Below are 25,531 nucleotides of genomic sequence, written 5' to 3'. Positions count from 1 at the left end.
CCGGCATCGTGCGAAGACGAGCCGTGCGTTCGCTTCTCCTGGCCCCATTACTGGCGCTCCTCACCGTGGTCGGCTTCGCCGCCGCGCCCGCCCAGGCCGCCACCTGGTCCTCCTCCGATCAGTGGGGCAACTGGTCCACCGGCGGCTACACGCTCTACAACAACATCTGGGGCTCCGGCGCGGGCTCCCAGAGCATCTGGGCCAACTCCGCGAGCGACTGGGGCGTATGGGCCAACCACCCGAACACCGGTGGCATCAAGTCCTACCCCAACGCCAAGAAGGTCGTCGGCAAGAAGGTCAGCGCCATCAACAGCCTGACCAGCAACTACAACGTGACGGTCCCGTCCTCGGGCGCCTACAACACCTCGTACGACATCTGGGACAGCAACTACGCGTACGAGATCATGCTCTGGGTCAACAAGACCGGCGCGGTCGGCCCGCTCGGCACCTCCCAGGGCACTGTCACCCTCGGCGGCCACACCTGGACCGTCTACAAGGGCAGCAACGGCGCCAACCAGGTCTTCTCCTTCATCCGCAGCTCCAACTCCAGCTCCGGAACGGTGGACATCAAGTCCATCGTGAACTGGGTCAAGAACACCAAGGGCTGGTTCGGCGATGTGACCATCGGTGACGTCCAGTTCGGCTACGAGATCACCTCGTCGGCCGGGGGCCTGGACTTCCGCACCAACAGCTTCGGCGTCAGCGCGAGCTGACGCCGAAGCGCACCGCCGCCGCCCCCCATGGCGGCGGCGGTACGCGCCCTGCGCGGATCAGTCCCGCACCGGCAGCCGGGCGCCGTCCCGCAGGAACAGCGGGATGCGGTCCAGGGGAGCGGGGACGGTCACCGGCCGGCCGCCGGCGTACTCCTCGCCCGTCCAGGCGTCCGTCCAGCGCGCGCCCGCCGGGAGGTACGCCGTCCGCTCGACCGCGCCCGGCTCCAGGACCGGGGCGACCAGCAGGTCCGGGCCCAGCAGGTAGGAGTCGGCGATGTCCCAGGCGGCCGGGTCGTCGGGGAACTCCAGGAAGAGCGGGCGCAGCGGCGGCAGCCCCTCCTCGTGGGCGGTGCGCATCTGGTCCAGCAGATACGGCTTCAGGCGCTCGCGTAGCCGCAGATACGAGGCCAGGATCTGTTCGGCCTCCTCGCCGTACGACCACACCTCGTTCGGGCCGCCGGTCATCCCCGGGCCGAGCGGCAGTCCCGGGGCGCGGTAGCCGTGCAGCCGCATCACCGGGGACAGCGCGCCGAACTGGAACCAGCGGATCAGCACCTCGCGGTAGGCCGGGTCGTCCGGGTCGCCGCCGTGGAAGCCGCCGATGTCGGTGTTCCACCACGGGATGCCGGACAGCGCCACATTGAGCCCGGCGGCGATCTGGCGGCGCAGGGTCGCGAAGTCGGTGCCGATGTCGCCGGACCACAGGACGGCGCCGTAGGCCTGGCTGCCCGCCCAGGCCGAGCGGATGAGGGTGACGACGTCCTCCTCGCCCGCCGCCCGCATCCCGTCGTACAGCGCGCGGGCGTTCTCGCGCGGGTAGAGGTTGCCGACTTCCAGCCCGGGCCCCGCGTGGTAGCGCAGATTCGCGGCGAAGCCGGGCTTCATCTCGGGTTCGCAGGCGTCCAGCCAGAAGGCGCGGATGCCGTACGGCTCCAGATAGTTCCGCCGCACCCGGGACCAGACGAACTCCCGCGCCCCGGGGTGGGTGGCGTCGTAGAAGGCGACCTGGATCGGCTCGCCCTCCCGTCGGTCGGGCCAGTCGGCGTGCGCGACGGGGCCGTACTCGGTGCTGATCAGGAAGCCGCGCTGCTCCATGGTGGCGTGGTTCTCGCTCAGCGGCGAGACCGACGGCCACACCGACACCATCAGCCTGATGCCCAGCTCGTCCAGCTCCCGCACCATCGCGGCCGGATCGGGCCAGGCCACCGGGTCGAACGCCCAGTCGCCCAGATGCGTCCAGTGGAAGAAGTCGCACACGATGACGGACATCGGCAGCCCGCGCCGCCGGTGCTCGCGGGCGACGGTCAGCAGCTCCTCCTGGGTGCGGTAGCGCAGCTTGCACTGCCAGAACCCGGCCGCCCACTCGGGCAGCATGGGGGCGCGGCCGGTGACCGCGGTGTAGCGGCGCTGGGCGGTGGCCGGATCGCCCGCGGTGATCCAGTAGTCGATCTGGCGGGCGCTGTCGGCGACCCAGCGGGTGCCGGTCGCGCCCAGCTCGACCCGCCCGATGGCCGGGTTGTTCCACAGCAGCGTGTAGCCGCGGCTGGAGGTCAGGACGGGGATGGTCACCTCGGAGTTGCGCTGGACGAGGTCGACGACGGCGCCCTTCTGGTCGAGCAGTCCGTGCTGGTGCTGCCCGAGCCCGTACAGCTTCTCGCCCTCGTACGCGCGGAAGCGCTGCTCCAGGCGGTGGTAGCCGTTGCCGGTCGCGGTGCGCAGCCGGGGCCCGGGCCACCAGAAGTGGGCGCGCTCCTCGGCCAGCAGCTCCCCGCCGTCCGCGGTCCGCACGAAGCGGATCATGCCGTCCGCGGCGATCTCGGCGGTGAGCGCGCCGTTGGTCAGCGCGGCGTGCCCGTCCGCCACCTCGATGGACGCGGCGGTCGGCGGCGGGGCGTCCTGGAGCGCGCCGGGCAGTCCGTCGGAGACCGGTCCGCCGAGCCGGGCGCGCACCCGGATCGCGTCGGGGCCCCACGGTTCGAGCCGTACGGTCTCCTGGCGCCCGCTCCACTCCAGGGCGCCGCCGCGCTCGGCGAAGGAGCCGACGGTGGGGGAGGTCTCGGTGAGCGAGGACGAGGGGGACGAGGGCGAAGAGGCGGACGCGACGGAAGCGGCGGGCGAAGACGGCGACGGGTTCACGGATGCGCTCCTCGGGGGTGCGGCGGTGAGGGGTCGTACGGTCGGTGCGTACGGGTCGCGCTGTCAGGAGGGGCCGGGCCGTCAGGCGGGGGCCGGGCCGGAGCTGGCCCGTTCGGTCAGCTCGGGCGCCAGCAGCGCAACCTGCTCGGAGGCGTCGCCCTGCAGCTTGGCCACCACCAGCTCGACGGCCCGCCGCCCCATCTCCTGCGCGGGGATGGCGACCGAGGTGAGCCGCACCGACGCGCTCGTGGCCACCTGGTCGGGGCAGATGGCGACCACCGAGACGTCCTCGGGAACCGCTCGTCCCTGCCGCCGCAGCAGGCTCAGCAGCGGATCGATGGCGGCCTCGTTCTGGACGATGAAGCCGGTGGTGCCGGGGCGCTCGTCGAAGATCCGGGACAGGGTGCCGTCCATCGACTCGTAGCTGCCCTCGCACGGGCGGTGCAGCAGTCGCAGCCCCAGCTCGCGGGCGGTCCCGCGCAGCCCGTCCAGGGTCCGCTCGGCGAATCCGGTGTGGCGCTCGTAGACGGCCGCCGCCTCGCCGATCACCGCGATCTCCCGGTGGCCGAGGGCGGCCAGATGCTCCGCGCAGAGCGTGCCGGTTGCGGCGAAGTCGAGATCGACGCAGGTCAGGCCGATGGTATCGGCGGGCAGTCCGATCAGCACGGTGGGCTGGCGGGCCGCGTGCAGCAGCGGCAGCCGCTCGTCCTCCAGCTCGATGTCCATCAGGATCATGGCGTCGGCGAGCCCGCTGCCGGTGACCCGGCGCACCGCTGCGGGGCCCTCCTCACCGGTGAGCAGCAGCACGTCGTACCCGTGCGCGCGGGCGGTGGTGGCGACCGCGATGGCGACCTCCATCATCACCGGTACGTAGATATCGGTCCGCAGCGGCACCATCAGCGCGATGATGTTGGAACGGCTGCTGGCCAGGGCGCGGGCTCCGGCGTTCGGGTGGTAGCCCAGCTCCTTGATGGACCGCTCGACGCGCTCCCGGGTGGGCGCCGAGATCGAGCGCTTGCCGCTGAGGACGTAGCTCACCGTGCTGGCGGAGACTCCGGCGTGCCGGGCGACCTCGGCGAGAGTGACCATGCGGGGGCTCCGTCCGGCGGGGGAGGGGAAGTGAAGCGCTTCGATGCAGACAGTAAGCCTCTCAGGGGGCGCTGTCCAGAGGATGTCGAAGCGCTTCAACGAACCTTCGGCCTACCTTCCGGGCATCTTTTCCTCCGCCGACCGCTTTGCCGACCCGGCCCGCCGGAGGCACACTGAACAGCGGTACGTGCCGGTAATGTCACGAGATCGTCATTTGCGGCAAGGGAGCACCGATGACCGCATCATCCGTCAGGCCGGTGTCCGAGCGTGAGGCGCGCCAGGTCGCCGAGGCCGCACGCGAACAGGCATGGCACAAGCCGAGCTTCGCCAAGGAGCTGTTCCTCGGCCGCTTCCGCCTCGACCTGATCCACCCCCACCCCGCCCCCGCACCGGACGACGTCCGCCGCGGCGAGGCGTTCCTCGCCAAGCTCCGCGAGTTCTGCGAGACCCGGATCGACCCCGCCCGCATCGAGCGCGAGTCGCAGATCCCCGACGAGACCATCAACGGCCTCAAGGAGATCGGCGCGCTCGGCATGAAGATCGACACCAAGTACGGCGGCATGGGGCTCACCCAGGTCTACTACAACAAGGCCCTCGCGCTGGCCGGTTCCGTCAGCCCCGCCATCGGCGCGCTGCTCTCCGCCCACCAGTCCATCGGCGTACCGCAGCCGGTCAAGCTGTTCGGCACCCAGGACCAGAAGGACCGCTTCCTGCCGCGCTGCGCCCGCACCGACATCTCGGCCTTCCTGCTCACCGAGCCGGACGTGGGCTCCGACCCGGCCCGGCTCGCCACCACCGCGGTCCCCGACGGCGACGACTACGTCCTCGACGGCGTCAAGCTGTGGACCACCAACGGCGTCGTCGCCGACCTCCTCGTCGTCATGGCCCGGGTGCCGAAGTCCGACGGTCACAAGGGCGGGATCAGCGCCTTCGTCGTCGAGACCGCCTCCGAGGGCGTCACCGTCGAGAACCGCAACGCGTTCATGGGGCTGCGCGGCATCGAGAACGGGGTGACCCGCTTCCACCGGGTCCGGGTCCCCGCCGCCAACCGCATCGGCCCCGAGGGCGCCGGTCTCAAGATCGCGCTCACCACGCTCAACACCGGGCGGCTCTCGCTGCCCGCGATGTGCGCGGGCGCCGGGAAGTGGTGTCTGAAGATCGCCCGCGAATGGTCCGCGGCCCGTGAGCAGTGGGGCAAGCCGATCGCCCGGCACGAGGCCGTCGGCGCCAAGGTCTCCTTCATCGCGGCCACCACCTTCGCCCTGGAGGCGGTCATCGACCTGGCCTCCCAGATGGCCGACGAGGACCGCAACGACATCCGCATCGAGGCGGCGCTCGCCAAGCTCTACGGCAGCGAGATGGCCTGGCTGATGGCCGACGAACTGGTCCAGATCCGCGGCGGCCGCGGCTTCGAGACCGCGGCCTCGCTCGCCGCCCGCGGCGAACGGGCCGTCCCCGCCGAGCAGATGCTCCGCGATCTGCGCATCAACCGGATCTTCGAGGGCTCCACCGAGATCATGCATCTGCTGATCGCCCGGGAGGCCGTGGACGCCCATCTGTCGGTCGCGGGCGACCTCATCGACCCGGACAAGTCCCTGTCCGACAAGGGCAGGGCGGCCGCCAAGGCGGGCGGCTTCTACGCCCGCTGGCTGCCCGGCCTGGTCACCGGCCCCGGCCATCTCCCGCGCGCCTACGCCGAGTTCGCCCCGCCCGCCCACCGGGACCTCTCCCCGCATCTGCGCTACGTCGAGCGCTCGGCGCGCAAGCTCGCCCGGTCGACGTTCTACGCCATGTCCCGCTGGCAGGGCCGGATGGAGACCAAACAGGGCTTCCTCAGCCGGATCGTGGACATCGGCGCGGAGCTGTTCGCGATGAGCGCGGCCTGCGTACGGGCCGAGATGCTGCGCAGCCGCGGCGACCACGGCGCCGAGGCCTACCAGCTGGCCGATGTCTTCTGCCGGCAGGCCCGTATCCGCGCCGACGAACTCTTCGGCCGGCTGTGGAACAACACCGACGACCTCGACCGCAAGGTGGTCTCCGGGGTGCTCTCCGGTTCGTACGAGTGGCTGGAGGCGGGCGTTCTCGACCCCAGCGGCGACGGCCCGTGGATCGCCGACGCCACCCCCGGTCCGGCCACCAGGGACAACGTCCACCGCCCCATCAGATGACCCGGCGAGGTGCCCCGCCGGGGACGATCCCCGGCCGGGCACGGAATCCCACCAGTCCTCCGGGACCCGGTCATCCGTGGCCGTCGGCACGGGCAACAATGGGCAGATGACGGATTCCCTGGCTGACCCGCATCTGCGCCCCCTGGCAGCCCCCGCCGACCCCGGAAATCCCCGCGACATCGTGATCCTGGGCTCCACCGGATCGATCGGCACCCAGGCCATCGACGTGATCCTGCGCAATCCGGACCGCTTCCGGGTGACCGCCCTGTCCGCCGCCGGAGGGCGGGCCGGGCTGCTCGCCGAGCAATCCCACCAGCTGAAGGTCTCCACCGTCGCGGTCGCCCGCGAGGACGCGGTGCCCGAGCTGCGCGCGGCGCTGGCCGCGCGGTACGGCGCGGGCGAGCCGCTCCCGGAGGTCCTGGCCGGGCCCGACGCGGCCACCGAAGTGGCCCGCTCCGCATGCCACACCGTGCTCAACGGCATCACCGGCTCCATCGGCCTCGCGCCCACCCTGGCCGCCCTGGAGGCGGGCCGGGTGCTGGCGCTGGCCAACAAGGAGTCCCTCATCGTGGGCGGGCCGCTGGTCAAGGCGGTCGCCAAGCCGGGCCAGATCGTGCCCGTCGACTCCGAGCACTCCGCCCTCTTCCAGGCCCTGCTCGGCGGCGGCCGCCAGGAGGTCCGCAAGCTGGTCGTCACCGCGTCCGGCGGCCCGTTCCGCGGGCGTACGAAGCGGGAGCTGGCCGCGGTCACCCCGGACCAGGCGCTGGACCACCCCACCTGGGACATGGGCCCGGTCGTCACGATCAACTCCTCGACCCTCGTCAACAAGGGGCTGGAGGTCATCGAGGCCCACCTGCTGTTCGACATTCCCTTCGAGCGGATTGAGGTGGTCGTCCACCCTCAGTCGTATATCCACTCGATGGTTGAATTCACCGATGGCTCGACGCTCGCCCAGGCGAGCCCGCCCGATATGCGCATGGCGATCGCGCTCGGTCTCGGCTGGCCCGAGCGGGTGCCGGACGCCGCCCCCGGCTGCGACTGGACCAGGGCCCACACCTGGGAGTTCTTCCCTCTCGACACCGAGGCGTTCCCCTCGGTCGACCTCGCCCGGCACGTCGGCGGCCTCGGCGGCACCGCCCCGGCCGTCTTCAACGCGGCGAACGAGGAATGCGTGGACGCCTTCTTCGGCCGGAAGCTGCCCTTCAACGGAATTGTCGATACGGTCGCGGAAGTGGTCGCCGAGCACGGCGCCCCCTCCGCGGGAACTCAGCTCACCGTCGCGGACGTCCTCGAAGCCGAGACGTGGGCCCGTGCCCGCGCCCGTGAACTGGCCGCCCGCGCGGCGAAGGCGACCCCGGAGGGTCACGCATGACGACATTGATGACGGTCCTCGGCATAGTCGTATTCGCCGTGGGCCTGGGGATCTCGATCGCCTGGCACGAGCTCGGCCATCTCTCCACGGCCAAGCTCTTCGGCATCCGGGTCCCGCAGTACATGGTCGGCTTCGGGCCTACGGTCTTCTCCCGCAAACGGGGGGAGACCGAGTACGGCATCAAGGCGATTCCGTTCGGCGGCTACATCCGCATGATCGGGATGTTCCCGCCCGGCGACGACGGCAAGATCGCCCAGCGCTCCACCTCTCCCTGGCGCGGCATGATCGAGGACGCCCGCTCGGCCGCCTTCGAGGAGCTGCAGCCCGGCGACGAGAAGCGCCTCTTCTACACGCGCGCGCCGTGGAAGCGCATGATCGTGATGTTCGCCGGGCCGTTCATGAACCTGATCATGGCGGTCGTGATCTTCGTCGGCGTGATGATGAGCTTCGGCGTCAACACCCAGACCACCAGCGTCGGCACCGTCTCCGCCTGTGTGGTCCCGGCCTCGGCCGCCGCCGACAAGTGCCCGAAGGGCGCCAAGGACTCCCCGGCCAAGGCCGCGGGGCTCCAGCCCCGGGACAAGATCGTCGCGTTCAACGGTCACCGGGTCGCGGACTGGAGCGCACTCCAGCAGGACATCCGCGAGACCACCGGCCCCGCGACGATCACCGTCGAGCGGGACGGCGCGCGCAAGATCCTGAACGCCGACCTCATCACCAACAAGGTCGCCAAGTCCGACGGGAACGGCGGCTACGTCGAGGGCCAGTACGTCAGCGCCGGGTTCCTCGGCTTCACCCCGGCCAACGGCGTGGTGCAGCAGTCCCTCGGCCAGTCCGTGGACCGCATGGGCACCATGGTCGAGGACGGCGTCCAGTCCCTGGTCGACCTGCCCTCCAAGGTGCCCGACCTGTGGAACGCGGCCTTCGGGGACGCCCCCCGCAAGGCGGACTCCCCGATGGGCGTCGTCGGCGCCGCCCGGGTCGGCGGCGAGGTCGCCAACCTCGACATCCCGCCCTCGCAGCGCATCGCGACGATGCTCTTCCTCGTCGCCGGGTTCAACCTCTCGCTGTTCCTGTTCAACATGCTGCCGCTGCTCCCGCTGGACGGCGGCCATATCGCGGGCGCGGCGTGGGAGTCCCTGCGCCGACGGCTCGCCAAGCTGGTCCGGCGGCCCGACCCCGGGCCGTTCGACGTGGCCAAGATGATGCCGGTCGCCTATGTGATCGCCGGAATCTTCATCTGCTTCACCCTGCTGGTCCTGGTGGCCGACGTGGTGAACCCCGTCCGAATTTCCTGATGACGTGAAATGTCCCGAAGTTCGCCTTTGGGTGGACTTCGGGGCCGGGGTGTGCTGGCGCGCCGCCCGGTGCCGTAATCTCGATTCCGGAGCCCGCTGATCTCGGGCCACTCAAACACCTTCTTGGGGCTACGAACCAGATGACTGCGATCTCGCTAGGAATGCCGTCCGTACCGACCAAGCTCGCCGACCGCCGGGTCAGCCGGAAGATCCAGGTCGGGGCGGTCGCCGTGGGCGGGGACGCGCCGATCTCGGTGCAGTCGATGACGACGACGGTGACCTCGGACATCGGGGCGACGCTGCAGCAGATCGCGGAGCTGACGGCGTCCGGCTGCCAGATCGTGCGGGTGGCCTGCCCCTCGCAGGATGACGCCGAGGCGCTGCCGGTGATCGCCAGGAAGTCGCAGATCCCGGTCATCGCGGACATCCACTTCCAGCCGAAGTACGTCTTCGCCGCGATCGACGCCGGGTGCGCGGCAGTGCGGGTGAACCCGGGGAACATCCGGCAGTTCGACGACAAGGTCAAGGAGATCGCCAGGGCGGCGTCGGACGCGGGCACGCCGATCCGCATCGGCGTCAACGCGGGATCGCTGGACAAGCGGCTGCTGGAGAAGTACGGCAAGGCCACGCCCGAGGCGCTGGTGGAGTCGGCCCTGTGGGAGTGCTCGCTGTTCGAGGAGCACGGCTTCCGGGACATCAAGATCTCGGTGAAGCACAACGACCCGGTGGTGATGGTCAATGCCTACCGCCAGCTGGCCGCCCAGTGCGACTACCCGCTCCACCTCGGCGTCACCGAGGCCGGCCCCGCCTTCCAGGGCACGATCAAGTCGTCCGTGGCCTTCGGCGCCCTGCTGAGCGAGGGCATCGGGGACACGATCCGGGTCTCGCTGTCGGCACCGCCGGCGGAGGAGGTCAAGGTCGGCATCCAGATCCTGGAGTCGCTGAACCTGCGGCAGCGGCGGCTGGAGATCGTCTCGTGCCCGTCGTGCGGGCGTGCGCAGGTGGACGTCTACAAGCTGGCCGACGAGGTCACGGCCGGGCTGGACGGCATGGAGGTCCCGCTGCGGGTCGCCGTGATGGGCTGCGTCGTCAACGGCCCGGGCGAGGCGCGCGAGGCGGACCTCGGTGTGGCGTCCGGCAACGGCAAGGGGCAGATCTTCGTGAAGGGCGAGGTCATCAAGACCGTGCCGGAGTCGAAGATCGTGGAGACCCTGATCGACGAGGCCATGAAGATCGCCGAGCAGATGGAGAAGGACGGCATCGCCTCCGGCGAGCCCCAGATCTCCGTCAGCGGCTGACGTCCCAGGGGCTCGATTCTTCCTGGTGGAGGTATCGCTGCCCTGGGTACAGTCGGCGCTCCGGTGCCCCCGTCTGACCGGCGAGAGAGCCGAAGGGGCGCGCCGCTGTCGAAAGGGAGACGCGCGCAGGGAGCGAGGTACGAGCGACCGAGCACGTCGACCGTCGACCGGGGGGCACCTCCCAGCGGTAGCTGGGGGCGGGCATTCGCGCCCCGGAGGCGAACCGAGCCTTCAAAAAGGGGGGAAGGTACAGTGCGGGGAATCGACTTCCCTCCGGCCGCAGGCCCGCAACCGGTGAGGCAATCCGACACGTGCTGACGACGTCCACCACCAGGGTCCTCGAGCCCCAAGAGCTCGACTCGGCCCTCGCGGTGCTCAACCGCGATCCCGTTTCCAACGCCTTCGTCGCCGCCCGCGTGCAGGCCGCGGGCCTGGACCCGTGGCGGCTGGGCGGCGAGATGTGGGGCTGGTACAGCGGCGGACGGCTGGAGTCGCTCTGCTACGCGGGGGCCAATCTGGTCCCCATCTGCGCCACCCCCGAGGCCGTGCGCGGCTTCGCGGAGCGTGCCCGCCGGTCCGGGCGGCGCTGTTCGTCGATCGTCGGCCCCGTCGAGACCACGGCCGAGCTGTGGTCCCTGCTGGAGCCCAGCTGGGGCCCGGCCCGTGAGGTCCGCGCCCGTCAGCCGCTCATGGTCACCGCCTCGATGTCCGCCGACGTCCCGCCCGATCCGCGGGTGCGCCGGGTCCGCAAGGACGAGCTGGACGTGATCATGCCCGCGTGCGTGGCGATGTTCACCGAGGAGGTCGGTGTCTCGCCGCTCGCGGGCGACGGCGGACTGCTGTATCAGGCGCGGGTCGCCGAACTCGTCGCCGCCGGACGCTCGTTCGCCCGCGTGGAGAACGGCCGCGTCGTCTTCAAGGCCGAGATCGGCGCCGCCACCCCGCACGCCTGCCAGATCCAGGGCGTCTGGGTCGCCCCCGAATACCGCGGCCGCGGGCTCTCCGAGACGGGCATGGCCGCGGTGCTGGGTTACGCGCTGAACGAGATCGCGCCCGTGGCGAGCCTCTACGTCAACGACTACAACACCGCGGCCCGCGCCGCGTACCGCCGGGTCGGCTTCCAGGAGGTCGGCGCGTTCATGAGCGTGCTGTTCTGATCGCCGGACCGGGCCAGTAGGGTGCCGCCCATGCTGCAGATGCCCGGGGAACATCCCCCGGACCCCCGAGGTGTCATCGTCGGGCCGCTCGACCTCGCCGCACGCGTGGACGAGGCGCTCGCCGTGCAGGCCATGGCCTTCGGGCTGACGGAAGAGGAGATCGGCGTACGGCGGCACATCGTGCTGCGCCACCTCACCAGCCCCGGCGCCCGGGCCTTCGGCGCGACCACCCCGGAGGGGCGGCTCGTGGGCTTCGTCTACGGCATGCCCAACGACCGCACGCACTGGTGGTCCACCGTCGTCCAGCCCTATCTGCGCGCGGCCGGGAACGAGGACTGGCTGGACGACGCCTTCGTCATCACCGAGCTGCACGTCCATCCCGGCTACCAGAACCGCGGCGTGGGCCGCCGGCTGATCACCGCCATCACCGACGGGGCCGTGCAGCCGCGGTCGATCCTCTCGGCCATCGACACCGACAGCCCGGCCCGCTGCCTCTACCGTTCGCTGGGCTATGACGACCTGGCCTGTCCGGTGCTCTTCCCGAGCGCGCCGAGCCCGTACACGGTGATGGGCGCGCCCCTGCCGCTGCGGCGCTAGCGTGCGCTTACGGAGCGCATTTCCGGGTTGCGTCCCCGGGCGGCTAACCTCCTGACATCCGTCTCGTACGCAGGAGAAGACCCCATGGCCAACGCCGCCCACGTCCAGCGCATGTCCACCTTGATGCTGAAGACGCTGCGCGAAGACCCGGCCGACGCCGAGACCGCCAGCCACAAGCTGCTCGTCCGCGCCGGATACGTCCGCCGCGCGTCCGCGGGTATCTGGGCCTGGCTGCCGGTCGGCAAGAAGGTCCTGGAGAACGTCTCCCGGATCGTCCGCGAGGAGATGGACGCGATCGGCGCCCAGGAAGTGCTGCTGCCCGCGCTGCTCCCCAAGGAGCCGTACGAGGCCAGCGGCCGCTGGGAGGAGTACGGCGACCTGCTGTTCCGGCTCAAGGACCGCAAGGGCGGCGACTACCTCCTCGGCCCCACCCACGAGGAGATCTTCACCCAGACGGTCAAGGACCAGTGCACGTCCTACAAGGACCTGCCGGTGATGCTCTACCAGATCCAGACCAAGTACCGGGACGAGGCCCGGCCGCGCTCGGGCGTGCTGCGCGGCCGCGAGTTCCACATGAAGGACTCGTACTCCTTCGACACCACTGACGAGGGCCTGGCCGAGTCCTACCGGCTGCACCGCGAGGCCTACCAGCGGATCTTCGAGCGCCTGGGCCTCGACTACCGCATCGTCTCGGCCGTCTCCGGCGCGATGGGCGGCTCCGCCTCCGAGGAGTTCCTCGCCCCCGCGGCGGCCGGTGAGGACACCTTCGTGGACTGCCCGAACTGCGACTACGCGGCCAACACGGAGGCGGTCACGACCACCGTCCCGGCGGTCGAGGGCGCCGAGCACGGGCCGGTCGAGGAGCTGGACACCCCCGACACCCCCACCATCGAGACCCTCGCCGCGCACCTGGGCGTCCCGGCCTCCGCGACCCTCAAGAACCTGCTGATCAAGGTCGACGGCGAGATCACCGCGGTGGGCGTCCCCGGCGACCGCGAGGTCGACCTCGGCAAGCTGGGCGAGCACCTGGCCCCGGCGGAGGTCGAGCTCGTCACCGCCGAGGACTTCGAGGGCCGCCCCGACCTGGTCCGCGGCTACGTGGGTCCGCAGGGCCTGGCGGGCAAGTCCTTCCGCTACATCGCCGACCCCCGGGTCGCCCCCGGCACCGCCTGGGTGACCGGCGCCAACAAGCCGGACACCCACGCCCGCAACGTCGTCTGCGGCCGCGACTTCGAGGTCGACGACTACCTCGACGTGGTCGTCGTCCAGCCGGGCGACCCCTGCCCCCGGTGCGGCACGGGCATCGCGCTCGACCGGGCCATCGAGATCGGCCACATCTTCCAGCTCGGCCGCAAGTACGCCGACACCTTCCAGCTCGACGTGCTCGGCCAGAACGGCAAGCCGGTGCGGGTCACGATGGGCTCGTACGGCATCGGCGTCTCGCGCGTCGTCGCCGCCCTCGCCGAGCAGACCCACGACGAGTCCGGCCTCTGCTGGCCCCGCGAGGTCGCCCCGGCGGACGTTCACATCGTCGCGGCGGGCAAGGCCCTCCAGACCGAGCTGGCCCTGGACCTCGCCGAGAAGCTGGGCACGGCGGGCGTACGGGTCATGGTGGACGACCGTCCCGGCGTCTCCCCGGGCGTGAAGTTCACCGACGCGGAGCTGATCGGCGTCCCGACCATCCTGGTCGTGGGCCGCGGCGCGAAGGACGGCGTGGTCGAACTGAAGGACCGCCGCACCGGAGACCGCGAGGAGCTCCCGATCGACGAAGCGGTGGCCCGCCTGTCGTCCTGACGGCCACGGGCCCCCGCCACACCGGGGGCCCAACCGCCGCCCCCCACCGAGCGCTCCGGCCCCGATACGTCCGGCGCCGGAACACCCGCACGACGCCACCGACTCCGGCCCCCGCCGGACCGGGGTCTCAACCGCTGCTCCGCACCGGGTGCTCCGGCCCGGCCCCGATGCGTCCGGTGCCGGAACGCCGACACGACGCCACCGAGTCCGGCTCTCGCCGGACCGGGGTCTCAACCGCCGCCCCGCACCGGGCGCTCCGGCCCGGCCCCAATGCGTCCGGTGCCGGAACGCCCGCACGACGCCACCGACTCCGGCTCCCGCCGGACCGGGGTCTCAACCGCCGCTCCGCACCGGGTGCTCCGGCCCGGCCCCGATGCGTCCGGTGCCGGAACACCCGCGCAACGCCACCGGCTTCGGCCCCCGGCCCCGCCGTGCCGGGACGACGCCGCGCCCGGCGCGGTGCTCGCCCCGCGCCGCGGGTCCCGGCCCTTCGCCCACCCCACCCCGGCTGGGGACTGCCCCCTATCCCCGCGCCGGGCGCTCCGCAGCGATGCCCTCAGCCTCCAGCCCTGGGCGCTGCCCCGTTCCCGGCCGGGCTGTGGGCCCGCCGGGGTTCTGGCGCTGTTTCCGTGCTGGGCTGAGGCTGATGTCCGCTCCGGGCTTCTGCCGGTCGCCGCCCAGGCCCTCCCGCGCCGGGCGCTCCGACCCGTGCCGCGCCGGACGGCGGCCCGCATCGCGCCGAGGGCCTCGGCCCTCGCACCCAAACCTTCAGCCGGGGCCCGGCCCGGCCCCGGGTGCGGCCCCCGCGATGTGGCAGGGGCTGCGCGCCGAGCCTCAATGTGGCGCTGCCCCTGGACGGGCGAGCGGGTCGGAGGCCACGGGGCACCGAATCCTGCGCGGCCCGGGACGGGGACCGGAGACGGGCCGTTGGGGCGGAGGCCGGTGGGCTGCCGGGGCCCGAGCCGGGGCGCAGCGGATCGGGCCTGCGCGGCCCCTCATGCGGAGCTTTCGCGGGCGCCTCGGTGCCTCGGGCCGGAGCGCGTGTCCCCGGTGCGGCCGGGGTGGGGCCCGCGCGGGCCCCGTGAGGGGGGCCGGGGGCGGTGCCCCCGGTTTCGGGAAGGGGCGGGGTGGGGGAGGAGCCCTACAGCCAGCCCGCGAACTCCAGCAGCAGTTCGGCCCGCCGCCGGTCACCGGCCGCCCCGTACCGCAGGCCCGCCTCCACGGCACGGAAGAGCGTCCAGCCCCGCAGCCGCTCACGGTCCACGTCCAGCGAGTCGGCCAGCTTGGCGATCCGCCGCCGCGCGGCCGCGGCCGGGCCGGGGCCTGCGGCCAGGTCCTCGCAGCGGTCGAGGACCAGCCGCGCCAGGTCGTACGCGCGCTCCCCGACGACCGGTACCGGCCCCACCGTGAGCCATGGCGTCCGCTCCCCGGCCAGCACCTTGCCCTGCCGGAAGTCGCCGTGCAGCAGCAGCCGTTCGGGCGGCTGGGCGGTCAGCCCGGACCGCAGTTCCAGGGCCTCGTCGGCCAGCGGGCGTACGTCGGCCGCCCACGCCCCCGAGGCGAGTACCGGCAGCACCTCGGCGGCCTCGCCGGTGCGCTGCTCGAGCGAATCGAGCGAATCGAGCGAGCCGGGCGAGCCGGCCTCCGCGTCCGGCGGCGGCACCCACAGCCGCCGCACCGTGCCCGCAGCCTCCAGCAGCGCCTTCGCCTCAGGCAGCGAGCGCAGCGACACGGCGGACTGCAGCCGCTCGATGAGCAGCGCGCCGTCCGATCGCCCGGTGCGCAGGAGCCGGGCCGCGCCCCAGCCGTTCCAGTGCGCGAGCGCGGCCGCCTCGTGGGCCGCGCGGGGGCCGGGTACGGGGAGCTTGAGCGCCGCCGGGGTGCCGTCCGCCTGCCGTACGAGCACGACCAGGCCGCCGCGGCCGCCGGGGGTGACCACCCGTTCGGGGGTCAGCTCCCACTCCCGCAGCCGCCGCGCGGCCAGCTGCGGCAGGGCGGCCAGCCAGCTCCGTACGGGCTCGGCCGGATCGTCGCTCACCGCGTCCAGCAGCCGCTTCGGTACCTGGAGGGAGGCCGTGCCATCGGGCTCTTCTGCCGCTGCCATTCTCGAGCTGCCCCCTGTCACCGTCACCCCACGCACGTCACTGTCAGACCCCGTCGGCGGCTCCGCTCGCCGACGCGGACGGGGCGGTCGGCGCGGCGCGTTCCGTGAGTCCAGGGAAGGCTACGCCGCCGCCCCGCCAGCGCACCGACCGGACCGCCGCCTCGCGCAGCGCGCCCGCCGCCTGCCGCCGCAGCGGGGCGTCGGAGGTCCGTACGAGGTCGGCGTAGACGGCGGCCACCCGGCTCTCCAGTTCGGCGGCGAGCCGGACCGCGGCGGCCGAGTCGGGCACCGCGAACGGCAGCGCGTACGCGGGGGCGGCGCTCTGCGGCGTACCGCCCATGTCGCGCACGGTGCGGACGAGGTCGTCGCGGCGGGCACGGTGCGCGGCGTACCCCTCGCGCGCCTCGGCGAGCCGGTCGTCGCCGATCCGGCCGCCGACGACGCCGTATCCGTACACGGCGGCGTGCTCGGCGGCGAGCGCGGCCTGGGTGGCCTTGAGCGTCGCGGCACGGTTCATCCGGGTACTCCTTCCGCGCGGAGGGGCCTGACGAGGCTGATGGGCCTGACGGGGCTGACGGGGAGGGGGCTGAAAGGGCTGACGGGGACCGTCATGAGCCCGGGTCGCCCTGGGTGAGGAGGTACACATGGGCGGCGCCGCAGGCCGCGACGGAGGCCAGCAGCCGGGCCAGTTCGGGCGGTGCGCCGGCGAGCGCGGTGGTGCGGCTGTCGGCGGTGTGCCGCTCGGCCTGGGCGAGGGCGCCGAGGGCCTTCTTCTCGTCCTCGGGCACCGCGGGCAGCCGCCGCCCGCCCGCGGCCGGTGAGCGGGACGCGGTCGCGGAGGCGGACGCGGAGGGGTCCTTGGAGCCGAACGCGGCGACATGCGCCGCCGTCTCCGCCCGCAGCGGCCGCAGCCGCTCCGCGAGACCGGCGTGGGCGTCGATGGTCGCGTCGTAGCGCGCGAGGAGCGCGGCCGAGTCCCGTACGCCCCGAGCGCGCAACGCCGCGCCGTCCGCGGAACCGGAGGAGCGGTGTCCGTCGTCCGAGCCACCGGAACAGCCGACCAGCAGCGCGGCGGCCCCCGCCGAACCACCGGCCAGCAGCAGACTTCGCCGCCGCGGGGACGCCGCCTGCGAGGCGGTCTGCGGGACGGTCTGCGCAGCGTCCTGCGGGCCGGTCCGCGCGGCGGTCTGCGCGGCGTCCTGGGGGAGGGACGGGGACGTGGGGCGAGGTGGGGGATTCGTGATCGGCACGTTCCTCTTTCCGGGCTGCGGCCGCTCCCGGCCGCCGTTAGTGATCACAGCAGGCGAGCGTACCCGCGCGAGGCCGGAAAGCCGGGCAGCGGCCACCGAATCGTCAGCCCGCCGCCGGAACAGATAGGCTTTGAGCTGACACGCGACCTTCCCACAACAGCACACGCGGCCGAGGAGTCACCCGGATGAGCACGACCCAGAGCGAAAGGCTGCGCGGACTGCTGGAACCGCTCGTCAGCGCACGGGATCTGGATCTGGAAGAGGTCGAGGTGACACCGGCCGGGAAGCGGCGCGTCCTTCGTATCGTGGTGGATTCCGACGACGGCGTGCAGCTGGATACGTGTGCGGAGCTGAGCCGGGCGATCTCGCAGTCGCTCGACGAGTCGGACGCGATGGGCCAGACCCCGTACGTCCTGGAGGTCACCTCTCCCGGCGCCGAGCGCCCCCTGACCGAGCAGCGCCACTACCGGCGGGCCATAGGCCGGCTGATGAGGGCGCAGCTGGCGGAGGGCGGCGAGCTGGTCGCCCGGATCGTCTCCGTGGACGACGAGGGACTGGATCTGGAAGTCCCCGGCGTGAAGGGGCGCAAGCCCACCGCCAGGCGGCTGGCCTTCAAGGAGATCTCCAAGGCCCGAGTGGAGATCGAGTTCAACCGCAAGCCCGAGGGCGACGAGAGCAAGGAGGAGGCGTAGCCGTGGACATCGACATGAGTGCCCTGCGGGGACTGGTGCGGGAGAAGGAGATCTCGTTCGACCTGCTGGTCGAGGCGATCGAGTCGGCTCTCCTCATCGCTTACCACCGCACCGAGGGAAGCCGCCGGCGGGCCCGGGTGGAGCTGGACCGCGCCAGCGGCCATGTGACGGTATGGGCCCGGGAGGACGCCGACGACGTCGAGGAGGGCGAGGAGCCCCGCGAGTTCGACGACACCCCCAGCGGCTTCGGCCGGATCGCCGCCATGACCGCCAAGCAGGTCATCCTGCAGCGGCTGCGGGACGCCGAGGAGGAGATCACCTTCGGCGAGTACGCGGGCCGTGAGGGCGATGTCGTCGCGGGCGTCGTACAGCAGGGCAAGGACCCGAAGAACGTCCTGGTGGACATCGGCCGCCTCGAGGCGATCCTGCCGGTGCAGGAGCAGGTGCCCGGCGAGGACTATGCGCACGGCACCCGGCTGCGTACATACGTCGTACGAGTGGTCAAGGGCGTGCGCGGGCCGTCGGTGACCCTTTCGCGTACGCATCCCAATTTGGTGAAGAAACTCTTCGCGCTCGAGGTGCCGGAGATCGCGGACGGCTCGGTGGAGATCGCGGCGATCGCCCGTGAGGCGGGCCACCGCACCAAGATCGCCGTCCGGTCCACCCGTTCGGGTCTGAACGCCAAGGGCGCGTGCATCGGCCCGATGGGCGGCCGGGTGCGCGCGGTGATGGCCGAGCTGCACGGCGAGAAGATCGACATCGTCGACTGGTCGGACGACCCCGCCGATCTGGTGGCGAACGCGCTGTCGCCCGCCCGGGTGAGCAAGGTCGAGGTGGTTGACCTGGCGGCCCGGTCCGCACGGGTCACCGTGCCCGACTACCAGCTGTCGCTGGCGATCGGCAAGGAAGGGCAGAACGCCCGGCTCGCGGCCCGGCTCACGGGCTGGCGGATCGACATCCGGCCGGACACCGAGCAGTCCGCCGATCAGTCCGCCGAGCAGGCCTGAGCGGATCGATCAAGGCTGATCGCGATCGATCAAGGCTGTTTCAAGCCGCGGACACCGCGATCCAGCCGAATTCGTGTGACGGTTCGATCACTCCCCCCAAGGGGTGAGGTCGCCGCAGGGAGGTAGACTTAAGCAGTGTCTGGCCGCACGCGTGCTCGTGCCTGCCCTGAGAGAACCTGTGTGGGATGCCGGGATCGGGCGGCCAAAGACGATCTGCTGCGCATCGTGGCGGTCGAGGGAGTTTGCGTCCCCGATCGGCGCGGTACGCTGCCCGGTCGGGGAGCTTATATGCACCCCACACGGGTCTGTCTTGACCTGGCGGTCCGCCGCCGGGCCTTTCCCCGGGCCTTCAGGGGACCGGGGGCGCTCGACACCACGGCACTGCGCCGTTATGTGGAGCACCAGGGTGACCAGTCACCCTCGTAAGAAGCTGGAAGAACGGCACGGGAACCCGTGCGGTCAGGTACCTCGCGAGTCGGAAGTAGGTCGAGATTGCGATGAGCACTCGATGAGTACGCGATGAGTACGCCCATGAAGTAGCGACGGTCCGGCGGTAACCCGGACCTAAAAGGAGCGAAGTGGCTAAGGTCCGGGTATACGAACTCGCCAAGGAGTTCGGCGTTGAGAGCAAGGTCGTCATGGCCAAGCTCCAGGAACTCGGTGAGTTCGTACGTTCGGCGTCCTCGACGATCGAGGCGCCGGTAGTCCGCAAGTTGACCGACGCTTTCCAGGGCGGCAACGGCTCCGGCCGTGCCTCTGGCAAGCCCTCGGCGCCGCGCAAGGCGACGCCCAAGCCCCCGACGCCCGGTCCGGCGTCGGCGGCCCGTCCCGCTGCCCCCAAGCCCCCGACGCCCGGCCCCAAGCCGGCCGCCGCCGAGGGCCCGAGCAGCACCCCCTCCGAGGCGCCCAGCCCGTCCGCGGCGCCCACTCCGGGCCCGCGTCCGGCGCCCGCTGCCCCCAAGCCCGCGACGCCCGGCCCCAAGCCGGGTCCGGCGCAGCCCGCGGCTCCGGCGCAGCCCGAGTTCACCGCACCGCCGGCCACCCCGGGCCCCAAGCCCGCCGCGGCCAAGCCGGGTGCGCCCAAGCCGGGCGCCACGCCCGGTCCGCGCCCCGGCGCCCGTCCCGGCCCCGGTGGCCAGGGCGGTCAGGGTCAGGGCGGCCAGGGCCAGGGTGGTCAGGGCCAGGGCGGCCAGGGTGGCCGTTCCGGCGCCCCGCGTCCGGGTCAGGAGCGCGGTGGCCCGCGTCCGGGCGGCGGTCGTCCGGCCGGTCCGCGTCCGGGTAACAACCCCTTCACCTCCGGTGGCTCCACCGGCATGGCGCGTCCGCAGGCACCCCGTCCCGGCGGCGGCGCCCGTCCCGGCCCCGGTGGTCAGGGCGGTGCCGGTCCGCGTCCGCAGGGCGGCGGCCAGGGCGGTCCCGGTGCCGGTCGCGGCCAGGGTGCGGGCGGTCCCCGTCCCACTCCGGGCTCGATGCCTCGTCCGCAGGGCGGTCAGGGTGCGGGCGGTCCCCGTCCCGGCGGCGGCGCCGGCGGCCCGCGTCCGAACCCGGGCATGATGCCGCAGCGTCCGGCCGCGGGTCCGCGTCCGGGCCCCGGTGGTGGCGGCGGCGGTCGCGGTCCCGGCGGTGCCGGTCGTCCCGGTGGCGGTGGCGGCGCTGGTCGTCCGGGTGGCGGCGGCGGTTTCGCCGGTCGTCCCGGTGGCGGTGGCGGTGCTGGTCGTCCGGGTGGCGGCGGCGGTTTCGCCGGTCGTCCCGGTGGCGGCGGTGGCCGTCCGGGCTTCGGCGGTCGTCCGGGTGGTCCCGGCGGCCGTGGTGGTACGCAGGGTGCGTTCGGCCGTCCCGGCGGTCCGGCGCGTCGTGGCCGTAAGTCGAAGCGGCAGAGGCGCCAGGAGTACGAGGCCATGCAGGCCCCGTCGGTCGGCGGCGTGATGCTGCCGCGCGGCAACGGCCAGACGGTCCGGCTGTCGCGTGGTGCCTCGCTCACGGACTTCGCGGAGAAGATCAACGCCAACCCGGCGTCGCTGGTAGCGGTGATGCTGAACCTCGGCGAGATGGTCACCGCGACCCAGTCCGTCCCCGACGAGACGCTGCATCTCCTCGGCGGCGAGATGAACTACAACGTCGAGATCGTCAGCCCGGAGGAGGAGGACCGCGAGCTTCTCGAGTCCTTCGACATCGAGTTCGGCGAGAACGAGGGCGGCGAGGAGATGCTCGTCGCGCGTCCGCCGGTGGTGACCGTCATGGGTCACGTCGACCACGGTAAGACGCGACTTCTGGACGCGATCCGCAAGACCAACGTGGTCGCGGGCGAGGCCGGCGGCATCACCCAGCACATCGGTGCCTACCAGGTCTCGACCGACGTCAACAACGAAGAGCGCAGGATCACCTTCATCGACACCCCGGGTCACGAGGCGTTCACCGCCATGCGTGCCCGTGGTGCCAAGTCGACCGACATCGCGATCCTCGTGGTGGCGGCCAACGATGGTGTGATGCCCCAGACGATCGAGGCGCTGAACCACGCCAAGGCGGCCGACGTGCCGATCGTGGTCGCGGTCAACAAGATCGACGTCGAGGGCGCGGACCCGACCAAGGTGCGCGGTCAGCTGACCGAATACGGCCTGGTGGCCGAGGAGTACGGCGGCGACACCATGTTCGTCGACATCTCCGCCCGCCAGGGTCTGAACATCGACGAGCTGCTCGAGGCCGTGGTCCTCACCGCGGACGCCTCGCTCGACCTGCGCGCCAACGCGGAGCAGGACGCGCAGGGCATCGCGATCGAGGCGCACCTCGACCGCGGCCGCGGCGCCGTGGCCACCGTGCTGGTCCAGCGCGGCACCCTGAAGGTCGGCGAGACGATGGTCGTGGGCGACGCCTACGGTCGCGTCCGGGCGATGCTCGACGACAACGGCAACCAGCTCCAGGAGGCGGGTCCCTCGACCCCGGTCCTGGTGCTCGGTCTGACCAACGTGCCGGGCGCGGGCGACAACTTCCTCGTCGTCGACGAGGACCGCACCGCCCGCCAGATCGCCGAGAAGCGCGCCGCGCGTGAGCGCAACGCCGCCTTCGCCAAGCGCACCCGCAGGGTCTCCCTGGAGGACCTGGACAAGGTGCTCAAGGCCGGTCAGGTCCAGCAGCTCAACCTCATCATCAAGGGCGACGCGTCCGGTTCGGTGGAGGCCCTCGAGTCCTCCCTGCTCCAGCTCGACGTCGGCGAAGAGGTCGACCTGCGCGTCCTGCACCGCGGTGTGGGTGCGGTCACCGAGACCGACATCGACCTGGCGACCGGCTCCGACGCCATCGTCATCGGCTTCAACGTGCGCGCCGATGGGCGTGCCACGCAGATGGCCGAGCGCGAGGGTGTGGACGTCCGCTACTACTCGGTCATCTACCAGGTGATCGAGGAGATCGAGGCGGCCCTCAAGGGCATGCTCAAGCCGGAGTACGAAGAGGTCGAGCTCGGCACGGCGGAGATCCGCGAGGTCTTCCGCTCGTCCAAGCTGGGCAACATCGCGGGTGTGCTCATCCGCTCCGGCGAGGTCAAGCGGAACACCAAGGCCCGCCTCGTCCGCGACGGCAAGGTCATCGCGGAGAGCCTCAACATCGAGGGCCTGCGCCGCTTCAAGGACGACGTCACCGAGATTCGCGAAGGCTTCGAGGGCGGTATCAACCTCGGCAGCTACAACGACATCAAGATCGACGACGTCATCGCGACGTACGAGATGCGCGAGAAGCCGCGCGGCTGACGCGCTGCCTCTCATCCGGGGCCGGTCGGCGGAGAATTTCCGTCGATCGGCCCCGGCCCTTGCGTGTACGGTTCGAGAAGTCCGAACCTCGAAGGCCCCACGGGTGGCTTGACCCGGACCGCATGTATGTAGGGACATTGTCCTTTGACCTGCTCCTCGGCGACGTACGGTCGTTGAAGGAGAAGCGCTCCGTCGTCCGCCCGATCGTCGCCGAGCTGCACCGCAAGTACGCGGTGAGCGTGGCGGAGGTCGGCGACCAGGACCTCTACCGCAGGGCCGAGATCGGCCTCGCGGTGGTCTCCGGGGACACGGGCCACCTGACGGAAGTCCTCGACCGCTGCGAGCGGCTGGTCGCGGCGCGGCCGGAGGTGGAGCTGCTGTCGGTACGACGGCGGCTCCACAGTGGTGACGACGAGTGAAGGCCGGGGACCGGGGACGGCCGGTCGATGACCGCCCCCGACCGTTCCTGACCACCGATGACTGAAGTGAAGAAGAGAGAAGAAGACGCATGACCGACACTGCGCGGGCACGCAAGCTGGCGGACCGCATCCGGGTCGTGGTCGCGGAGACGCTGCAGCGGCGGATCAAGGACCCGCGGCTCGGCTATGTGACCATCACCGACACCCGGATCACCGGTGATCTGCGGGAGGCGACCGTCTTCTACACGGTCTACGGCGACGACGAGGAGCGCGCGGCCTCCGCCGCCGCCCTGGAGAGCGCCAAGGGCGTGCTGCGGTCGGAGGTCGGACGGCAGACCGGGGTGCGGTTCACCCCGACCCTGACGTTCGTCCCGGACGCCCTGCCGGACAATGCCCGTACGATCGACGACCTGCTCGCCAAGGCCAAGGCGGCCGACGCGGAGGTCCGGGAGGCCTCCTCGGGCGCCGCGTACGCCGGTGAAGCCGATCCGTACCGCAAGCCGGGCGAGGACGAGGCGGACGAGGCCGACCAGGCCGACGAGGCGGACCGGGCGGACGACGGCGAGTCGGGCTCCGACGGCAACGGCAAGGGTGCCGCGGACGCATGACACGCAAGGGCAGGGCCGGTTCCGGTGCGCCGGACGGCCTGGTGATCGTCGACAAACCGGCCGGGTTCACCTCGCACGACGTCGTCGCGAAGATGCGCCGCTTCGCCGGTACGCGCCGGGTCGGGCACGCCGGGACGCTGGACCCGATGGCCACGGGCGTGCTCGTGATCGGCGTCGAGAAGGCGACCCGGCTGCTCGGCCATCTGGCGCTGACCGAGAAGGAGTACGCGGCCACCGTCCGGCTCGGCCAGAACACGGTCACCGACGACGCCGAGGGGGAGATCACCTCCTCGGACGGGGCCGCCGGGACCGCGCTCGACGCCGTCCGGGCCGGGATCGGCGAGCTGACCGGGGACATCCAGCAGGTGCCGTCCAAGGTCAGCGCCATCAAGATCGACGGCAAGCGGTCCTACACCCGGGCCCGGGAGGGCGAGGAGTTCGAGATCCCGGCCCGGCCGGTCACCGTCTCGTCCTTCGGCCTCCACGACAGCCGCGAGGCGAAGGCCGAGGACGGCACCCCCGTCCTCGACCTCGACGTCACGGTCGTGTGCTCCTCGGGTACGTACATCCGCGCCCTGGCCCGCGACCTCGGCGCCGGGCTCGGCACCGGCGGCCATCTGACGGCGCTGCGCCGCACCCGGGTCGGCCCGTACGGGCTGGCGGCCGCGCGGACGCTGGAGCAGCTGGAGGAGTCCCTCCAGATCATGCCCATCGCCGAGGCCGCGGCCGCCGCCTTCCCGCGCTGGGACGTCGACGAGCACCAGGCCCGGCTGCTGGGCAACGGCGTACGGATCGACATGCCGCCCCGTGAGGGCGGCCGGTCGGGCCCGGTGGCGGTCTTCGGGCCGGACGGGCGCTTCCTGGCCCTGGTGGAGGAGTCGAAGGGCCGGGCCAAGAGCCTCGCGGTCTTCGTATAAGGGTTCCGCGGGTCCCCCGCCGACCGGCCTCCGGTGCACGGCGGGGACCGGCGGCATGGCAGTCTTAGATCTGCGAAAGCGATAAGTCGGCAGTCAAAGGTTCGGGCGAGGAGCGGGCATAGTGCAGCGCTGGCGTGGCTTGGAGGACATCCCCGAGGACTGGGGGCGCAGCGTCGTCACAATCGGTTCCTACGACGGAGTGCACCGCGGGCATCAGCTGATCATCGGCCGCGCGGTGGCCCGCGCGCGGGAGCTGGGCGTACCGGCGGTCGTGGTCACCTTCGACCCGCATCCGAGCGAGGTCGTGCGGCCCGGCAGCCATCCGCCGCTGCTCGCCCCGCACCAGCGGCGTGCGGAGCTGATGGCGGAGCTGGGCGTGGACGCGGTGCTGATCCTTCCGTTCACCCAGGAGTTCTCGCGGCTCACCCCCGCCGACTTCGTGGTGAAGGTGCTGGTCGACAAGCTCCACGCGCGGGTCGTGGTGGAGGGCCCCAACTTCCGCTTCGGCCACCGGGCCGCCGGAAACGTCGACTCGCTGCGCGAGCTGGGCACCACCTACGACTACGAGGTCCAGGTGATCGACCTGTACGAGCGCGGTACGGCGGGCGGCGGCGAGCCGTTCTCGTCCACCCTGGTGCGCAGGCTGGTCGCGGAGGGGGACGTCACGGGCGCCATGGAGGTCCTGGGGCGGCCGCACCGCGTCGAGGGCGTCGTGGTCCGCGGCGCCCAGCGCGGCCGCGAACTGGGCTTTCCGACGGCCAACCTGGAGACGCTGCCGCACACCGCGATCCCGGCCGACGGGGTCTACGCGGGCTGGCTGACGGCCCAGGGCGAGGCCATGCCCGCGGCCATCTCGGTCGGCACCAACCCGCAGTTCGACGGGACCGAGCGGACCGTGGAGGCGTACGCGATCGACCGGGTCGGTCTGGATCTGTACGGGCTCCATGTCGAGGTGGACTTCCTCGCCTTCCTGCGCGGGCAGGAGAAGTTCGACTCGATCGAGGCGCTGCTGGAGCGGATGGCGGCCGATGTGAAGCGGGCGAGCGAGCTGGTGGAGGAGCACGGCAGCCCCCGCTGACGCTCTTTTCATACAAAAGGCGATCGCCCCGCCGGACCTGATCGACCGTGCCCCGGGAACTGAATTGGGCGATGAGATAGGAGGCGACCTGCTC

General features: G+C 72.1%; 21 protein-coding genes. 16 read left to right on the top strand and 5 right to left on the bottom strand.

Annotation, left to right across the window (positions count from 1 at the left end; all coding sequences use genetic code 11):
• The first annotated feature begins 8 nt into the window (after nucleotides 1-8).
• Complete coding sequence (locus ABZ370_RS16895; RefSeq protein WP_358620996.1) at nucleotides 9-713, top strand: hypothetical protein; 705 nt, start codon at nucleotides 9-11, stop codon at nucleotides 711-713.
• A gap of 57 nt (nucleotides 714-770) precedes the next feature.
• On the opposite strand, the gene ABZ370_RS16890 is transcribed toward ABZ370_RS16895, so the two are convergent.
• Nucleotides 771-2,849, bottom strand: a complete 2,079-nt coding sequence (locus tag ABZ370_RS16890; RefSeq protein WP_358620994.1) for a glycoside hydrolase family 31 protein — start codon at nucleotides 2,847-2,849, stop codon at nucleotides 771-773.
• Between the two features lie 81 nt (nucleotides 2,850-2,930).
• Complete coding sequence (locus tag ABZ370_RS16885; protein WP_358620991.1) at nucleotides 2,931-3,938, bottom strand: LacI family DNA-binding transcriptional regulator; 1,008 nt, start codon at nucleotides 3,936-3,938, stop codon at nucleotides 2,931-2,933.
• Between the two features lie 233 nt (nucleotides 3,939-4,171).
• On the opposite strand from ABZ370_RS16885, the gene ABZ370_RS16880 reads away from it, so the two are divergent.
• The 7 genes from ABZ370_RS16880 (at nucleotide 4,172) to ABZ370_RS16850 (ending at nucleotide 13,622) form a co-directional block, all read left to right on the top strand.
• Nucleotides 4,172-6,106 carry an acyl-CoA dehydrogenase family protein gene (locus ABZ370_RS16880; RefSeq protein ID WP_358620988.1) on the top strand — a complete coding sequence of 645 codons (1,935 nt, stop codon included), beginning with the start codon at nucleotides 4,172-4,174 and terminating at the stop codon, nucleotides 6,104-6,106.
• A 106-nt stretch (nucleotides 6,107-6,212) separates the two neighbouring features.
• Nucleotides 6,213-7,478: a 1-deoxy-D-xylulose-5-phosphate reductoisomerase gene (gene dxr, locus ABZ370_RS16875; protein WP_358620985.1), complete on the top strand. Its 1,266-nt coding sequence runs from the start codon at nucleotides 6,213-6,215 to the stop codon at nucleotides 7,476-7,478.
• The gene (locus ABZ370_RS16870; RefSeq protein WP_358620982.1) at nucleotides 7,475-8,776 is read left to right on the top strand and encodes a site-2 protease family protein; all 1,302 of its coding nucleotides are present in this window, start codon (nucleotides 7,475-7,477) and stop codon (nucleotides 8,774-8,776) included. Before dxr ends, ABZ370_RS16870 begins: the two co-directional genes overlap by 4 nt.
• A 140-nt stretch (nucleotides 8,777-8,916) precedes the next feature.
• Nucleotides 8,917-10,074 carry a flavodoxin-dependent (E)-4-hydroxy-3-methylbut-2-enyl-diphosphate synthase gene (gene ispG / locus ABZ370_RS16865; protein WP_358620979.1) on the top strand — a complete coding sequence of 386 codons (1,158 nt, stop codon included), beginning with the start codon at nucleotides 8,917-8,919 and terminating at the stop codon, nucleotides 10,072-10,074.
• Between the two features lie 311 nt (nucleotides 10,075-10,385).
• Nucleotides 10,386-11,231, top strand: a complete 846-nt coding sequence (locus ABZ370_RS16860) for a GNAT family N-acetyltransferase (RefSeq protein WP_358620976.1) — start codon at nucleotides 10,386-10,388, stop codon at nucleotides 11,229-11,231.
• A gap of 30 nt (nucleotides 11,232-11,261) precedes the next feature.
• Nucleotides 11,262-11,828 (top strand): GNAT family N-acetyltransferase, encoded by a 567-nt coding sequence (locus ABZ370_RS16855; RefSeq protein WP_358620973.1) that lies wholly within the window; start codon nucleotides 11,262-11,264, stop codon nucleotides 11,826-11,828.
• An 84-nt stretch (nucleotides 11,829-11,912) separates the two neighbouring features.
• Nucleotides 11,913-13,622, top strand: a complete 1,710-nt coding sequence (locus ABZ370_RS16850; protein WP_358620970.1) for a proline--tRNA ligase — start codon at nucleotides 11,913-11,915, stop codon at nucleotides 13,620-13,622.
• A gap of 1,141 nt (nucleotides 13,623-14,763) precedes the next feature.
• On the opposite strand, the gene ABZ370_RS16845 is transcribed toward ABZ370_RS16850, so the two are convergent.
• The 3 genes from ABZ370_RS16845 to ABZ370_RS16835 form a co-directional block, all read right to left on the bottom strand.
• Complete coding sequence (locus ABZ370_RS16845) at nucleotides 14,764-15,726, bottom strand: aminoglycoside phosphotransferase family protein (protein WP_358620967.1); 963 nt, start codon at nucleotides 15,724-15,726, stop codon at nucleotides 14,764-14,766.
• Nucleotides 15,727-15,769: 43 nt separating this feature from the next.
• Nucleotides 15,770-16,243: a ferritin-like domain-containing protein gene (locus ABZ370_RS16840; RefSeq protein WP_358620964.1), complete on the bottom strand. Its 474-nt coding sequence runs from the start codon at nucleotides 16,241-16,243 to the stop codon at nucleotides 15,770-15,772.
• Nucleotides 16,244-16,334: 91 nt separating this feature from the next.
• Nucleotides 16,335-16,976, bottom strand: coding sequence for a hypothetical protein (locus ABZ370_RS16835; RefSeq protein WP_358620961.1), 642 nt, complete (start codon nucleotides 16,974-16,976; stop codon nucleotides 16,335-16,337).
• A 185-nt stretch (nucleotides 16,977-17,161) separates the two neighbouring features.
• On the opposite strand from ABZ370_RS16835, the gene rimP reads away from it, so the two are divergent.
• The 8 genes from rimP (at nucleotide 17,162) to ABZ370_RS16795 (ending at nucleotide 25,437) form a co-directional block, all read left to right on the top strand.
• Nucleotides 17,162-17,668: a ribosome maturation factor RimP gene (rimP, locus tag ABZ370_RS16830; RefSeq protein ID WP_358620958.1), complete on the top strand. Its 507-nt coding sequence runs from the start codon at nucleotides 17,162-17,164 to the stop codon at nucleotides 17,666-17,668.
• A gap of 2 nt (nucleotides 17,669-17,670) precedes the next feature.
• A complete protein-coding gene (gene nusA / locus ABZ370_RS16825) occupies nucleotides 17,671-18,675 on the top strand; it encodes a transcription termination factor NusA (protein WP_358620955.1) in 1,005 nt (334 codons plus the stop codon).
• Nucleotides 18,676-18,810: 135 nt separating this feature from the next.
• Nucleotides 18,811-19,101 carry a YlxR family protein gene (locus tag ABZ370_RS16820; protein ID WP_358620953.1) on the top strand — a complete coding sequence of 97 codons (291 nt, stop codon included), beginning with the start codon at nucleotides 18,811-18,813 and terminating at the stop codon, nucleotides 19,099-19,101.
• A 152-nt stretch (nucleotides 19,102-19,253) separates the two neighbouring features.
• On the top strand, nucleotides 19,254-22,415 hold the full coding sequence (infB, locus tag ABZ370_RS16815) for a translation initiation factor IF-2 (protein WP_358620951.1): 3,162 nt from the start codon (nucleotides 19,254-19,256) through the stop codon (nucleotides 22,413-22,415).
• Between the two features lie 122 nt (nucleotides 22,416-22,537).
• On the top strand, nucleotides 22,538-22,834 hold the full coding sequence (locus ABZ370_RS16810; RefSeq protein WP_358620950.1) for a DUF503 domain-containing protein: 297 nt from the start codon (nucleotides 22,538-22,540) through the stop codon (nucleotides 22,832-22,834).
• An 89-nt stretch (nucleotides 22,835-22,923) separates the two neighbouring features.
• The gene (rbfA, locus tag ABZ370_RS16805; RefSeq protein WP_358620948.1) at nucleotides 22,924-23,442 is read left to right on the top strand and encodes a 30S ribosome-binding factor RbfA; all 519 of its coding nucleotides are present in this window, start codon (nucleotides 22,924-22,926) and stop codon (nucleotides 23,440-23,442) included.
• Nucleotides 23,439-24,359, top strand: coding sequence for a tRNA pseudouridine(55) synthase TruB (truB, locus tag ABZ370_RS16800; RefSeq protein ID WP_358620946.1), 921 nt, complete (start codon nucleotides 23,439-23,441; stop codon nucleotides 24,357-24,359). The genes rbfA and truB overlap by 4 nt, the downstream gene beginning before the upstream one ends.
• A 121-nt stretch (nucleotides 24,360-24,480) precedes the next feature.
• Entirely contained in the window at nucleotides 24,481-25,437 is a 957-nt protein-coding gene (locus tag ABZ370_RS16795; protein ID WP_358620943.1) for a bifunctional riboflavin kinase/FAD synthetase, read from the top strand.
• Nucleotides 25,438-25,531 lie beyond the last annotated feature (94 nt).

Source organism: Streptomyces sp. NPDC005962, from assembly GCF_040629205.1.
GTDB lineage: Bacteria > Actinomycetota > Actinomycetes > Streptomycetales > Streptomycetaceae > Streptomyces.
This window is presented reverse-complemented; position numbering and strand designations above follow the sequence as displayed.